This is a genomic window from Pseudomonas paraveronii (genome assembly GCF_963681955.1).
Lineage (GTDB): Bacteria > Pseudomonadota > Gammaproteobacteria > Pseudomonadales > Pseudomonadaceae > Aquipseudomonas > Aquipseudomonas paraveronii.
On the sequence record NZ_OY817130.1, the window covers coordinates 170149 to 185091 of the forward strand.

Below are 14943 nucleotides of genomic sequence, written 5' to 3' on the forward strand. Positions count from 1 at the left end.
GAGCCTGACCATGACTGTCCTCAGCCGTTGCTTGCTGGTCTTGGGTGTATTGCTGGCCAGTGCCTGTGCCCAGCAGCCCGCCCCTTTCACTCCACCCGCCGAGCGGCCGACCCCGGCCAACGAAGTGCCGTGGCCGAAAAACCATTTCCTGGGCATTGCCTACCACGACGTCGAGGATCGCGACCCCGACCAGGCGGTGGTGGCGGTGCGTACCGAACGTTTGATCGAGCAGTTGGCTTGGCTGCGGGAGAACGGTTACCAGGCGGTCAGTGTCGACCAGATCCTCGCGGCCCGCCGTGGCGGCCCGGCGTTGCCGCCGAAAGCCGTGATGCTCAGCTTCGATGATGGCTATTCGAGCTTCTATACCCGCGTGATGCCGATACTGCGGGCCTATCACTGGCCGGCCCTGCTCGCGCCGGTCGGCACCTGGATCGACACGCCGCTGAACCAACCGGTGGACTTCGCCGGCTCACCGCGCCCGCGAGGTGAGTTCCTGACCTGGCAGCAGATCCGCGAAGTGTCCCGCTCCGGCCTGGTGGAAATCGCCGCGCACACCGATGCCAGTCACAAAGGGATATTGGCCAACCCCCAGGGCAACCTGGAGCCGGCGGCGACCTCCCTGCGCTTCGATCCGGCCACCGGCCGTTATGAAACCCAGGCGCAGTTCGAGGCGCGGATGCGCGCGGATGTCGTGGCGATCTCCAACAAGATCCGCAGCGTCACCGGCAAGGCTCCGCGGGTGTGGGTATGGCCCTACGGCGCAGCCAAGGGCACCTCGCTGGCGATCGTCGGCGAGCAGGGCTATGAGATGGCCCTGACTCTGGAAGATGGCCTCGACAGCTCGTCCAACCTGATGAACAGCCCGCGCTTCCTGGTGGCGTCCGACCCGGACGGCGAACATTTCGCCAACAGCATCGTCGCGGTGCAAACCCAGGCACCGCTGCGGGTGCTGCATGTGGACCTGGATAACGTCTACGACCCGGACCCGGCCCAACAAGCGCGCAACCTCGACCAACTGGTGCAGCGCGTGGTGGACATGGGCGCGGGCACCGTGTTCCTGCAAGCCTTCGCCGACCCCAAGGGTGACGGCCTGGTGCATCAGCTGTACTTCCCCAACCGCCACTTGCCGGTGCGTGCCGACCTGTTCAACCGTGTCGCCTGGCAGTTGCACACCCGTGCCCATGCCAGCGTGTATGCCTGGATGCCGGTGCTCAGTTTCGCCCTCGACCCCAAGCTGCCGCGCGTGACCCGCTGGGACCCGGAGACCGGCAAGGTCGGCCTCGACCCGGATCAATACCAGCGCCTGTCGCCGTTCGACCCGCAGGTGCGCAAGATCATTGGCGAGATCTATGAGGACCTGGCCCGTAACAATGCCATCGACGGCGTGCTGTACCACGACGATGCGTTGCTGTCCGACTTCGAAGACGCCAGCCCTGCGGCGCTCAAGGTCTATGCCGCCAACGGCCTGCCCGCCAGCATCGCGGCCCTGCGCGCCGACCCGGCGGTGATGCAGCGTTGGACGCGCTTCAAGAGCCGCTACCTGATCGATTTCACCCAGGAGCTGACCGCCAAGGTCCGCGCCATCGGTGGTCCACAGGTGCAGACCGCGCGCAATATCTTCGCCGAGCCGATGCTCAATCCGTCGAGCGAAGCGTGGTTCGCGCAGAACCTCGATGACTTCCTCCAGACCTATGACTGGACCGCGCCGATGGCCATGCCGCTGATGGAAGGCGAGACGCTCAAAAATTCCAACGCCTGGCTGGAAAAACTGGTCGCCACGGTCAAGGCGCGTCCCGGCGCACTGGACCGTACCGTATTCGAACTGCAAGCCAAAGACTGGCGCACCAAGGCCGCGCCGGACCTGAACGGTGCGCAATTGGCCGAATGGATGGGCGTACTCAAACGCCAGGGGGTCACGAGTTTTGGCTACTACCCGGACAACTTCCTGGAAAATTCCCCGGACTTGAAAACCGTGCGTCCGGCCCTTTCCAACCAATGGAACCCTTGACCATGTTCGATAGAATCCTGGCTTTATTCGTGCTGGCGCTGGTATTGGGCGTGCCCCTGGGCTTGATCTTCCTGATCACCGGGCAATTCCTGATGGACTTCGTGTTTTTCTACCCGCTGTTCATGTCGGCGCTGTGGATCGCCGGCGGCTTGTACTTCTGGATGCACTGGGAACGCCACTGGCCGTGGGAAGACGACACGCCGGCACCGACCCTGGCCGGCAACCCGCTGATCTCGATCATCATCCCTTGCTACAACGAAGGCGATAACGCCGCCGAGACCATTCATGCGGCGCTGGGCCAGTTGTACCCGAACATTGAAGTGATCGCCGTCAACGACGGCTCCAAAGACAACACGGCGGCGGTGCTCGATGCCTTGGCCTTGGAGCATCCGCGCCTGCGGGTGCTGCACCTGGCGCACAACCAGGGCAAGGCGGTGGCCTTGCGCATGGGCGCCGTGGCGGCGCGCAGCGAGTACCTGGTGTGCATCGATGGCGATGCGTTGCTCGACAAAAACGCGGCGGCTTACCTGGTGGCGCCGATGCTCGACAACCCGCGCCTGGGCGCCGTGACCGGCAACCCACGCATCCGCACGCGCTCGACCTTGATCGGCCGCGTGCAGGTGGGTGAGTTCTCTTCGATCATCGGCTTGATCAAGCGCACCCAGCGCGTGTTCGGGCGGATCTTCACGGTGTCCGGTGTGGTGGTGGCGTTCCGTAAAAAGGCGCTCGACCGCGTCGACTACTGGAGCACCGACATGATCACCGAAGACATCGATGTCAGTTGGAAGCTGCAACTCGATCACTGGAGCATCTTCTACGAGCCGCGCGGCCTGTGCTGGATCCTTATGCCCGAAACCGTCGGTGGCCTGTGGAAACAGCGCCTGCGCTGGGCCCAGGGTGGCGCCGAAGTGCTGTTCAAGAACATCCGAGGCATCTGGCAATGGCGGCATCGCTACCTGTGGCCGCTGCTGTTCGAATACTGCCTGTCCACCGGCTGGGCCTTCACCTTCCTGTTGTCGGTGATCTTCTGGGGGCTGGGCAAATTCATGGTCTTGCCCCAAGCGATTGCGGTGGACTCCCTGGTGCCGCCGGCGTTTACCGGGCTGGTGCTGGCGATGGTGTGCCTGGTGCAGTTTGCCGTGAGCATCCTGATCGACCGGCGCTACGAAAAAGACCTGTGGAAAACCCTGTTCTGGACCGTGTGGTACCCGATGGTGTTCTGGCTGGTCAGCTTGTTCACCACATTGGTCAGTTTTCCCAAGGTGTTGTTCAAGCAGCATCAGAAGCGTGCGCGCTGGGTCAGCCCGGATCGCGGAATCAAACCTGTCAATAAGGACGCGAGATCATGAAACTGGTCCGAACTCGTCAAAACCCGGTGATGTGGGTTATCGATGTGGTGTTGACCCTGCTGGCCTGGGCCGGGCTGATTTGGTTGTTGGCGCGCGGCATTACGTCGATGCTGGACAGCCATGGTGGCCCACGCCTGGAAGCGCCGATTTTCGCGGCGCTCAACACCCTGCAGATCTACCTGTGGATCGCCCTGTTCAACGCAGTGATCCTGATCAGTTGGGCGCGTTACCAGCAACGCAAGGGACGCAAGTTCGCCCAGCGCCGCGCCGAGGCCAATGCGCTCAGTGATAAGAACCTCAGTGAGAGCTTCAAGCTGGACGAGGGGGAACTGGAGCAACTGCGCAGGCCCGGTGTGCTGGTCATCCACAACGACGAGCACGGCGGCGTCGAGGACGTGAAGTCGCATGTCTCGCGCGACGTGGAACGCCCGCCGCTGACCCTGGTGCCCGGCCAGGAAAAAGGCAAGGACGTCGGCTGAAGGTCAAACCACGCCGCTCTTTGTGGTCGCTGTGGAGCCCCGACGAGGCTCTGCAGCATCAGGCTTGCCGCTCGTCGCCAATCGGCTTGCCCTGCAATGTCGATAAATGAGCCCTGGTTCACAAAACGCCTGCGAACTTTTCCGTCTTTCCCGGTACTAACCTAACTCGGCAATAACTTGATGGCCAAGTAGTGGCAATTAATAAGTTATTCGCTGAATCAACATCAAAATAGTTGCCGTTTGTCGGAATAATACTTCCGGTGAGCGCTTGCTTATCTGTTTTGATTATTTTTATGGTTATAAATCAGCATGTTGCAGAACTATCTAGAACTTGCGTGCAACTAATCCAGTTCCTTGGATCAGCCGAAGTTCGATGTTAGTTTGCCGCGCCTTGATTTTCGACGGATCGAACATGTCTTTGTTATTGCCACGGACTCGGTATCTTCTGTGTACTTTGCTGCTCGCCTGGTTAAGCTTGAACAGCGCCACGGCCGCCCCCACGCCGGGCGATCAGGACCTGATCCGCGACCGCCAGAACCGCCTGCTCGACGAGCAGCGCCGGCGCCTCGACGAGCTCAAGGACCTGCCCGGCAAAGAAGCCAAGCCCCAGGCCCCGGCCACGCCCGCCGACAGCCGTTGCTTCCCGATCCGGGACATCACGCTCAAAGGCGCCGACAGCCTGCCCGCCACCGACCGCGAGCGCCTGCTCAAACCCTATGTCGGCCAGTGCCTGGGCGTGTCGCAGCTCAATGAACTGCTCAAGGTCATCACCGATTACTACATCGACAAAGGCCGGGTCACCAGCCGCGCCTACTTGCCGCAACAAGACCTTTCCAGCGGTCACCTCCAGGTGCTGGTGGTCGAAGGCAAACTCGAAGGACTCAAAGGTGCCCAAGGCAGCAGCGTGACCGATCGCGAGCTGGCCATGGCCTTTCCCGGCAAGGTCGGCGAGGCGCTCAACCTGCGCGAAGTCGAGCAACTGGTGGACCAGCTCAACCGCCTGCCCTCCAAGCAGGCGCAAATGGAACTGACCCCCGGCACCCAAGTGGGCGGCAGTGACGTCGTGGTCAAGAACACCCCGCAAAAGCCCTGGCGCGCCAGCCTGTCGCGCAACAACGACGGGCAGAAAAGCACCGGCGAACAGCAATGGGGCGCCGGCCTGGAGTGGGACAGCCCGCTCGGCCTGGCCGACCAACTGGTGCTGCGCGGCGGCCACGATGCCGTCAGCGACCACCAGAAAACCTCGAAAAACAGCATGCTCTACTACAACGTGCCGTGGGGCTGGTGGAACTTCAGTTACACCTACAACGAGAGCGACTACCGCACCTTTGGCGTGACCAACGACTACAAATTCAAGCAGAACGGCGACAACCAGAATCACCAGTTGCGCGCCGAGCGGGTGGTCCATCGTGACGATGTGAGCAAGACATCGCTGAACGTCGGCGTGGCGCACCTGCGCACCAACAACTACATCCTCGATACCCGTACCGCCTCGAGCAGCAACCGCCTCAGCGAATTGCAACTGGGCTTCAACCACGGGCGCCGCATCGGCAGCGGGTTCGTCAACGTTGACCTGGGCATGCAGAACGGCATCGGCTTGCTTGATGCCCAGGCCCAGGACGAGCGCGATGACGCAGGCAATCGGCAGCCCAACGCGCGCTATCGCAAATACACCGCCACCGCCAGCTTCCTGCAGCCGTTCACGCTGTGGGGCGAGTCGTTCAGTTTTTCCAGCCTGGCCACCGGCCAACGCAGTGAAGACATCCTGTTCAGTCCGCAGCGCATCAGCCTCGGCGGCTCGGCCTCGGTGCGCGGCTTCAAAGACCAGCAACTGAGCGGCGACAGCGGCGGCTACTGGCGCAACGACGTGCGCTGGGCGCGCCCGGTGACGCTCGACTGGCTGCGCCCGGCCTTTGCCGAATACGGCGCCAGCGTCGGCTACGACCAAGGTGTGATCAGCCACGGTCGCTACAACGGCGACGTGCACGGTCGGGTCTCGAGCAACTCCCTGGAGCTGTTCGCCCGGGGCAAACACGTCAGCACCAGCGTGACGTTTGCCCATTCTTTGGAACGCCCGGCAGTGATGAGCGAGCGCGAAGCGCCGATCTACTTCCGCATGGATTTCTTCCTGTAATTCAACGCCCCGTTACATCGAGAATTTGAAAATGGATGTTCGCCAATTTGCCTTCCTGGCCCGCCAACCTTCTGCCGCCCTGAAGCCGCGCGACGCGTTCTTCGGCCTGCCCAAGCGCGGGCTGGCATTGATCCTCGCCAACGCGCTGTTCTGGCAGCCGCTGCTGGCCCAGGCCGAGGGCATCGTGGTCAGCGCGCCCGGCACCAGCGTCGGCGCCGCGGGCAATGGCGTGCCGGTGGTGAACATCGCCACACCGAACGGCAGTGGCCTGTCGCACAACCAGTTCAAGGACTACAACGTCGGCCCCAACGGCGTGATCCTCAACAACGCCAGCGGCGCGGTGACCAACACCCAACTGGGCGGCTACATCGTCGGCAACCCCAACCTCAAGGGCGGCGCGGCCAGCGTCATCCTCAACGAAGTCAACGGCGGCAACCCCAGCCAGTTGCGCGGCTACACCGAAGTGGCGGGGCAGTCAGCCAAGGTCATCGTCGCCAACCCCTACGGCATCAGTTGCAACGGCTGCGGCTTCATCAACACCCCCAACGCCACCCTGACCACCGGCAAACCCGTCATCGATCCGACCGGTCAACTGAAAAGCTACCAGGTCGACGGCGGCGCGGTGACCATTGACGGCCAGGGCCTGAACGCGAGCAACGTCGACCGCTTCGAAATCATCACCCGCTCGGCCAAGATCAATGCGCAGATCAATGCGCGCCAGCTCACCGTGATTGCCGGGCGCAATGACGTCGACGCGCAAAGCCTGAAAACCACCGCGCGCGCCGACGATGGCAGCGCCAAGCCTGAGCTGGCAATCGACTCCAGCGCCTTGGGCGGCATGTACGCCGGGGCGATCAAACTGGTCGGCACCGAAGCCGGTGTGGGCGTGAAGCTCGACGGTACGTTGGCGGCCAGTGGTGGGGATATTCAATTGGACGCCAATGGGCGTCTGAGCATGGCGCAGGCAGCGGCCACCGGTAACGTCACGGTCAACGCGCAGAATATCGACCTCACCGATAAGGTCTACGCCACCGGCAACGTGCAAGTGACCAGCGCCCAGGCGTTGGTCAACCAGAAGAGTGTGGCGGCCGGTCAGCGTATCGAAATCAATGCGACGACAGTGACCAACCCCGGCATCATCGAAGCCGGCGTCGCCCCCGACAACAGCCGCAATGCCACCGGCGACCTGGTGGTCAACGCGCAAACTGTCAACACCACCGGCAACCTGCTGGCCAGCCGCACATTAGCGATCACTGCCGCGCAAACGCTGACCAATCAGGACGGCGTCATTCAGGGTAAAACCGTCAGCATCGATGCGGCCAAGTTGGTCAACCAAGGCAAAGCGGCACGGGCGTATGGCGTACAAAGCCTGGCGATCAATGCGCCGGCCATCGTCAACCTGGGCGGTTTGCTCCGCTTCGGTGAAGGCCAGGCGGCGACCCTCGACAGCGCGTCCCTGGACAACCGTCAGGGCCGTATCGAAATGGTCGGTGGCAGCCTGGTGCTGAGCAGCGCCGCACTGAACAACAGTGCAGGCAAGATCGTTGCCAGCGACTTGACGGTCAACGCAGGCAACCTCAATAACCAGAGCGGCCTGCTCGTCGCCAACACCGTGACAGTGACAGCCGACACGCTCGACAACAGCAACGGCACACTGGCCAGCCAACTCGGCAACCTGAAGCTGACCGTTAAAGCCCTGACCAACCGTGGCGGCAAACTGTTCGGCAAAGAATTGTTAACCTTCGACGGTGCCACCCTCGATAACAGCGCCAATGGCCAGATCAGCGGCAACCGACTGGACCTGACGGCTCGCGACACGCTCACCAACCGTGGCGGCCTGATCGAAGCCAGCCAGGGTCTGGCCCTCGGCGGCGGCAATCTCGACAACAGCGCAGGCGGACAAGTACGCAGCCTGGCTGGCACCAGCAGCAGCCTCGACCTCAGCGGCCAGGTGAACAACCAAAAGGGCATTCTTGAGTTCGGTAGCCAGGCCTTCAGCCTCGATGCCGGGCACTTGAACAACCAAACCGGCCAATTGCAGCACGCCGGTAGCGGCCTGTTCCGCGTCAAAACCGCCAGCCTCAGCGGCAGCCAAGGCGACATCAATGGCCTGGGCACTGCCGACTGGTCCTTCGGCAAAGTTGATGGCCTGGGGCGCGTGCAACTCAATGAAGTCCTGACCTACAAAAGCACTCAGAACCTGACCCTCGAGGCCGGTGATCGCATGGCCAGCGGCAAGGGCCTGATCCTCGACGTAGCCAGCCTCGACAATGGCGGCGAACTGCTCAGCGACGGTGACCTGAACATCACGCTCAGCGGCGACATGACCAACAATGGCCGAGTATCGGCGCTGCAAAAGCTCACCGTGCAGGCCAATAACCTCAGCCAGAACGGCGGGCGCCTGGCGGGCACCACCACGCAATTGAAACTCAGCGGCACCCTCGACAGCCTCGGCTACCTGACTGCACGCCAGCAGTTGGATATCGCCGCGCTGCAGATCAACAACCGCGGCACCCTCGGCGCCCAGGGGCCGGTGAACCTCACGGCCGTCAACGGCATCAGCAATGGCGTGGATTCGCTGCTGTTCAGCGGTGCTGACCTGACCTTGCGCGGCAACGGCTTCAGTAACGTTTATGGCGACGTCTACACCCAGGGCAACCTGACGTTCGCCGCGCGCGATGGTGGTCAGGCGGGAGTGTTCAGCAACCTGTCGGGCACGGTTGAAGCCGAAGGCTCTATCGGCATCAACGCCGCATTCGTGGAAAACGCCAAGGCCGTGTTCGAGCTGGGGCGGACCGTGACCACCGGGAGTGTGTACTGGCAATGCGGCCAGCACTGCGACGGGGACTACTCGTACAAGCGCGGCGAGATACGCATCAACCAGACCTTCCTCGAATCCGCGCTCAAGGACTCGGCGCCCGCACGCCTGGTCGCCGGCAAAGACATGCTGATCCAGGGCGACAACGTCCAGAACCGCTACAGCCTGCTGGCCGCCAACGGCAACCTCGGCATCGTCGCGAATAACCTGCTCAACCAAGGCGCGGGCACCCGCACTGGGCAGAACAGCATCGTTATCGGCACTCCGCGAAGAATTGACAAACATTACTGGGACCACGTTGAGTACGTCGAAGTCCCCGCGTTCAGCGCCGCCGTTGCTGCCGGTCACTTCGACCTGGCGACGTTTGAAGCGCTCAAGTCGCGCTCCAGTGACTCGCGTTTTGCCGAGGCGAGTAACGTCACTACCTGGACCGTAAAAGATGCGCTTGTCTACAACGCCACCCTGCAAGCCGGTGGCACCGTCGACCTGTCCAAAGTGGTCAACACCGTGCAAAACGGCACGCTGCTGGAAAACCAGAAAGCGCAACTGACCGGCACCCTCGACAACGACCAGACCGGCATCCCCGTCGGGGGCATTAACATCAGCCTCAGCCAGCAGGCCAGTGCCCCTGGCTCGGCGTTCACCCCAGTCGATCCGACCACCTCGCCGTATTTCCAACTGCCCAAGGGCGAGTACGGCCTGTTCGTCAAAAACGCCGACCCTACCAGCCACTACCTGATCGAAACCAACCCCCAGTTTGCCAGCCTCTCGGGCTTCTTCAGCTCCGACTACATGCTCGACAAACTCGGCTTCAGCGCCGACACCGCCTGGCGCCGCCTCGGTGATGGCCAATACGAAACCCGCCTGATCCGCGACGCCGTGCTCGCGCAAACCGGCCAACGCTTCCTCACCAGTGCCTTGAGCAGCGACGCCGACCAATTCCGCTACCTGATGGACAACGCGCTGGCCAGCAAAGACGCCCTGCGCCTGAGCCTCGGTGTGACCCTCACTAGCCAGCAAGTCGGCGCACTGACCCACGACATCGTGTGGATGGAAAATCGCGTGATCGACGGCCAGAGCGTCCTCGTGCCGGTGCTCTACCTGGCCCAGGCCGAGTCACGCAATGTACGCGGCAGCAGCCTGATCCAGGGCCGCGACCTCAACCTGGTCACTGGCGGCGACCTGCTCAACGTCGGCACCCTGCGCGCCAGCAACAACCTCTCCGCCGCCGCCGGCGGCAGTCTTTATAACGGTGGCCTGATCGAAGCGGGCAACAACCTGACCTTGCTGGCCCAAGACAGCATCCGCAACGCCATGGCCGGTGAAATTCGCGGCACCCAAGTCAACCTCGCCGCCCTCAAAGGCGACATCACCAACGACACCACCGCGATTCAAGTGCGCGACGGCGCCGGCATGCGCACCCTCACCGACAACGGCACAAGCACCATCACTGCCCGCGATAACCTGGTGATGGAGGCCGGTCGTGACCTCATCAACCGCGGTGCGCTTGCAGGCGGCAACGACGTCACCCTCACCGCTGGCCGCGACCTCAGCCTGCTGCCCGTCAGCGATACCCGCGTGAAGCACGAATTCAGCGACGGCGGGCACAAATCCAGCATCACCACCGACGTCAAAAACCTCGCCGCCAGCGTTACGGCGGGGGGCAATCTGAATATGAAGGCTGGGCAGGATGTAAACATCATCGGTAGCACGGCCACCGCTGGCAAAGACATCAATGTCGACGCCGGGCGCGATTTCAACGTGGTGTCGGTCAGCGATGTGCACAGTGTTGACGGTAAGGAAAAACACGGCAAAAAACGCATCAAGACGATGGATGAGCAGACCACCCAAGTGGCCAGTGTGTTGACCGCGGGTGGGGATTTCAGAAGTCAGGCCGGGCGTGATACGACGCTGGTGGCGAGCAAGATCAGTGCGGGGAATGAAGCGTATTTGTACAGCGGGGAGCGGATGAATCTGCTGGCGGCTGAGAACAGTACGCATACCTTGTATGACATGAAGGAGAAGGGAAGCTGGGGCGCTAAAAAGGCGCAGATGGACGAAGTAACCCGCACGACTCAAGTAGGCACCGAGATCAAGGCGGGCGGAAACCTCACTCTGAAAAGTGATGGCGACCAGTTGTACCAAGTCGCCAAGCTCAACAGCGGTAAGGACATCATTCTCGATAGCAGCGGTGCGATCGTCTTTGAAGGAGTCAAGGACCTGCACGATGAGAGCCACACCAAGAGCAAAAGCGACCTCTCCTGGTTCAGCGCCAAAGGTAAAGGCAATACCGATGAAACCCTGCGTCAGAGCGAGCTGGTTGCTCAAGGGCAGCTTGTTATCAAGGCCGCCGAAGGCATTCGCATCGATGTCAAACAGGTTGATCAGCAGACCGTAAGCCAGACCGTAGATGCGATGGTAAAGGCTGATCCCAATCTGGCTTGGCTGAAGCAAGCTGAGGCGCGTGGCGACATTGATTGGCGCCAGGTGAAGGAGATTCACGAGAGCTTCAAGTACGACAACTCGGGACTGGGTGCCGGTGCCAAGATTGCGATTGCGATCATGATGGCGGCGATCATGGGGCCCGTGGGTTTTGGTTTGCAGGGTGCCACACTTGCTGTGAGCACGAGTCTGAGTACCACGGCGGTTACCAGCACCATAAATAACAAAGGCAACCTCGGCAGGGCTTTTAAGGAAACCGTTAGTACCGACAGTCTTAAAAGCGCGGCGGTCGCTGGTTTTACGGCGGGTGCTCTGGAGTATGCCGACACTAATTGGTTCGCTGGTGCCGACAAAGCAGGTGCAAGTACTAGCACCGTCCAAGGTGTTAACCCGAGTGCGGGCTCAACCTTGGCGGTTACTAACTCCTCCAAAGATATTTTCACCTGGACGTCAGCGGGTGATATCGCCCTGCGCACTGGAGGTCGGGCGGTAATCTCTAGCGGGATTTCTACGGCCATCCAGGGCGGAAGTTTCGGCGACAATTTCAATGCTGCCTTGCTGGGAGAGGCTGGCAACGTGGCGATGGCTACCGGTTTTAATTGGGTGGGTGACTACGTCACCTTCCCGAATGGAAGTCCTCAAAAGATCATTGCTCATGCATTGATGGGCGGATTGCTGGCAGAAGCGACCGGCAGTGATTTCAAAACCGGGGCTGCGGCGGCTGGGTTGAATGAAGCGCTCATCAATCAATTAACTTGGGCCGCCCAAGGCAATAAAGACATCACTTTGATGCTTTCACAACTGACTGGGTTGTTAGCAGCGGCAGCGGTTGATGGTGATTTAGAGAAAGGCTCTCAGATTGCCCAGAAGGCGACGACGTTTAACTACCTTTACCACAAAGAAGTCGAGGAGATGCTTCGGGAGGTTGACAGCAAAAGTACGGAACAAGAGAAAAGGGCGGTTAGGGAGCGGTATGCGGCCCTTGATCAGCAGAGAAATGACGAATTGGATGCGCTCTGCGCGCGCGATCCGCAACGCTGCAGGGCTATTGCTATCTCGTTGGCGAACGATGATCAGAAACTCGTCGATCTGGTAGGTAAGCTTAGGTCCCAGGGGCAGGGTGGTGCTGCTTCTGCTGTAGGTTTTGTGATAGGGAGCAACCTAGACGCTTCCAGCAAAATTGCTGCAGATATCAGCTCTGCTGGCGGTGGGGTGTTGGTTAAGCTCGGAGCGGAGGCTATCAAGGCTGGAGTTGGAGTAACATTACCCTCGCGCTCTGGAGCAGGGAAAGGGAAGGGTAGTCAGGGTGAAGCTGCGGGTCCTGATGTACCGCAGGGTGCAAAAGCTACTGGCGGTGCTGCAGAAAAGGTAGATGATGTTGTAGCTCCATCGTCTAAACCTGAATGGTTGCAACGGCTTGATGCGGGTAATGAGTTTAATAAGTTACAGTCTAAAAACTACCCGAATAACGAAGTTTATATTCAGCGACCTGACGGGAATGGCTATTATCGTGTTGATTCGTATAATCCCATAAAAAGCGAAATCGTCTCTCGTAAATTGACACAGCTTTCTGAGGTTTCAGAGGCGACAGCAAAGAGCTACATAAGTGAGGCCATTACGAAATACCCTTCTGGCGCGACCATTGCGAAAGTTCCATCTAGTGGGTCTTTGGGTGGTCAAAAATTGCAAGGTGCTGTTATTCTGGAGGTTCCTCCACAGAATGGAGTAATTCCAAAAGCCATCTTGGACTCTGCCAATAAAGCAGGGGTTTTAATTAGAGATACTAATGGGAAGGTGTATTGATGGGGCTGCCTATTTATTATTGTAAGTCTTGGTTTCGGATGAAGAAGTTTGCGATAGAGCCTATGGATGAATCTCTGGCACATTCTAGGCATCTCTCGGGTGAGTCATATACGGCTCTCATTGGGTCGGACTCTGCGCCATCTTGCTTTGTTGAGTTCTCCATAGATAAAGGAATGGTTGGTGTCGGTTTTTTAGATAAAAAATGTCGTGAGTATCTGACCTACCAATTTCAAGTAACAGATGCGGATAACTTATTTTTGACTATGGCGACTCATCGTGAGTTTGAAGGGGATGGAGACGAGGTCATAGGTGGGGAGTCCTACATTTTCAATGAGGAAGGCGGCCTTGTTATTAGGCGAGAAAAATTTAATCCTCATGAGATTGAAGAGGCTAGATCAAGTTTCGAACCGTCTCGAAATTATGAAAAACTTCCCAAGTTTGGTTGTTACTCTGATGTAACAAAAGCTGATAGATGAAACAGGCAGGTAAGTTTCATTATAAATTTTAAGGGGGCTAAGTTGATCTGGCACCGGCCTTGCGCCGGTGTTTTTGCACCCTATCTGCACCCTTTTTGCCGCCTTCTTGCATCCTATTTGCATCCTTTCTGCAGTCAAGTTGCATCCCTTTTGCACCCGCCCTGACCACTACACAGCGGCAGCGGTTGATGGTGATTTAGAGAAAGGCTCTCAGATTGCCCAGAAGGCGACGACGTTTAACTACCTTTACCACAAAGAAGTCGAGGAGATGCTTCGGGAGGTTGACAGCAAAAGTACGGAACAAGAGAAAAGGGCGGTTAGGGAGCGGTATGCGGCCCTTGATCAGCAGAGAAATGACGAATTGGATGCGCTCTGCGCGCGCGATCCGCAACGCTGCAGGGCTATTGCTATCTCGTTGGCGAACGATGATCAGAAACTCGTCGATCTGGTAGGTAAGCTTAGGTCCCAGGGGCAGGGCGGTGCTGCTTCTGCTGTAGGTTTTGTGATAGGGAGCAACCTAGACGCTTCCAGCAAAATTGCTGCAGATATCAGTTCTGCTGGCGGTGGGGTGTTGGTTAAGCTCGGAGCGGAGGCTATCAAGGCTGGAGTTGGAGTAACATTACCCTCGCGCTCTGGAGCAGGGAAAGGGAAGGGTAGTCAGGGTGAAGCTGCGGGTCCTGATGTACCGCAGGGTGCAAAAGAAGTAGCAGGTACAACTGCGACGAGCGGGACGAAAGTTGCTGCAACGGAAGGAACGTTTCCAGACGAGGTATTTACCGGGAAGAAACCGCACCAGACGACTCCTGGAATAGGGAGTGTGACACCGGAGAGGTACAACCCCGCGACTGGAAAACTGGAAGAATCTGTGATCGAGTACGACCAGTATGGCCGGCAGGTTAAAAGAACGGATTACACTAATCACGGATATGGAAACCAAGAAAAGCCTGCGGAATATCATTCCGACCCCCACACGCATACCTATGAATATGGTCCAGGCTATGGCTCCAATGGGAAAGAGACGAGGATCAATAATGATTAGTCTTCCAGAATTGAATGAATTGCTTGTTGCTCACAACTGCCTGCATGCGATTAGTATTCAGCTGAATGTTGACGGGATGGCTTATGATTTATCCTTATCGATCTCGGCCTCTGAAAAGGTAGGGGCTGATGTGGTGAGTATCAGATTCATTGATATTAGCCAATTTACGTGCCGTGATTTTGGCGGCGGATTAACTCAGCTGATGCACATGAACGTTAATAAGCTGGATTCTGGCTTCGATAGGATGCGTTATCAACTGAGTGATCTTGAGGATAAAAAGTTGTCGTTTTACTTCTCATCATTCTCGCTTGATTAGCTGGTGCAAAAGGCGCAGGTGAGGTTGCCTCTATAGGCGGAAAGACCTGGGAAATAGGGGGCAGACCACGTTTTGCATT

General features: G+C 59.1%; 8 protein-coding genes. All 8 read left to right on the forward strand.

Features of this window, described 5'->3' with window-relative positions; translation table 11 throughout:
* Nucleotides 1-10 precede the first annotated feature (10 nt).
* The 8 genes from pgaB (at nucleotide 11) to U5A08_RS00815 (ending at nucleotide 14864) form a co-directional block, all read left to right on the forward strand.
* Nucleotides 11-2008 (forward strand): poly-beta-1,6-N-acetyl-D-glucosamine N-deacetylase PgaB, encoded by a 1998-nt coding sequence (gene pgaB, locus U5A08_RS00780; protein ID WP_321849821.1) that lies wholly within the window; start codon nucleotides 11-13, stop codon nucleotides 2006-2008.
* Nucleotides 2009-2010: 2 nt separating this feature from the next.
* Nucleotides 2011-3357: a poly-beta-1,6-N-acetyl-D-glucosamine synthase gene (pgaC, locus tag U5A08_RS00785; RefSeq protein WP_253392462.1), complete on the forward strand. Its 1347-nt coding sequence runs from the start codon at nucleotides 2011-2013 to the stop codon at nucleotides 3355-3357.
* Nucleotides 3354-3836: a poly-beta-1,6-N-acetyl-D-glucosamine biosynthesis protein PgaD gene (gene pgaD, locus U5A08_RS00790; RefSeq protein WP_253392463.1), complete on the forward strand. Its 483-nt coding sequence runs from the start codon at nucleotides 3354-3356 to the stop codon at nucleotides 3834-3836. The genes pgaC and pgaD overlap by 4 nt, the downstream gene beginning before the upstream one ends.
* A gap of 412 nt (nucleotides 3837-4248) precedes the next feature.
* Nucleotides 4249-5970, forward strand: coding sequence for a ShlB/FhaC/HecB family hemolysin secretion/activation protein (locus tag U5A08_RS00795; RefSeq protein WP_102618703.1), 1722 nt, complete (start codon nucleotides 4249-4251; stop codon nucleotides 5968-5970).
* Between the two features lie 31 nt (nucleotides 5971-6001).
* Nucleotides 6002-13033: a two-partner secretion domain-containing protein gene (locus U5A08_RS00800; RefSeq protein WP_321849829.1), complete on the forward strand. Its 7032-nt coding sequence runs from the start codon at nucleotides 6002-6004 to the stop codon at nucleotides 13031-13033.
* Nucleotides 13033-13509 (forward strand): lytic transglycosylase, encoded by a 477-nt coding sequence (locus U5A08_RS00805; RefSeq protein WP_253392469.1) that lies wholly within the window; start codon nucleotides 13033-13035, stop codon nucleotides 13507-13509. Before U5A08_RS00800 ends, U5A08_RS00805 begins: the two co-directional genes overlap by 1 nt.
* A 67-nt stretch (nucleotides 13510-13576) precedes the next feature.
* On the forward strand, nucleotides 13577-14548 hold the full coding sequence (locus U5A08_RS00810; protein WP_321849833.1) for a hypothetical protein: 972 nt from the start codon (nucleotides 13577-13579) through the stop codon (nucleotides 14546-14548).
* Nucleotides 14541-14864: a hypothetical protein gene (locus tag U5A08_RS00815; RefSeq protein WP_253392479.1), complete on the forward strand. Its 324-nt coding sequence runs from the start codon at nucleotides 14541-14543 to the stop codon at nucleotides 14862-14864. The genes U5A08_RS00810 and U5A08_RS00815 overlap by 8 nt, the downstream gene beginning before the upstream one ends.
* Nucleotides 14865-14943: the final 79 nt, after the last annotated feature.

Bases quoted from the DNA above. Each gene is read 5' to 3' on its own strand.
- pgaB (WP_321849821.1), top strand. From the start codon at position 11: ATGACTGTCCTCAGCCGTTGCTTGCTGGTCTTGGGTGTATTGCTGGCC.
- pgaC (WP_253392462.1), top strand. From the start codon at position 2,011: ATGTTCGATAGAATCCTGGCTTTATTCGTGCTGGCGCTGGTATTGGGC.
- pgaD (WP_253392463.1), top strand. From the start codon at position 3,354: ATGAAACTGGTCCGAACTCGTCAAAACCCGGTGATGTGGGTTATCGAT.
- U5A08_RS00795 (WP_102618703.1), top strand. From the start codon at position 4,249: ATGTCTTTGTTATTGCCACGGACTCGGTATCTTCTGTGTACTTTGCTG.
- U5A08_RS00800 (WP_321849829.1), top strand. From the start codon at position 6,002: ATGGATGTTCGCCAATTTGCCTTCCTGGCCCGCCAACCTTCTGCCGCC.
- U5A08_RS00805 (WP_253392469.1), top strand. From the start codon at position 13,033: ATGGGGCTGCCTATTTATTATTGTAAGTCTTGGTTTCGGATGAAGAAG.
- U5A08_RS00815 (WP_253392479.1), top strand. From the start codon at position 14,541: ATGATTAGTCTTCCAGAATTGAATGAATTGCTTGTTGCTCACAACTGC.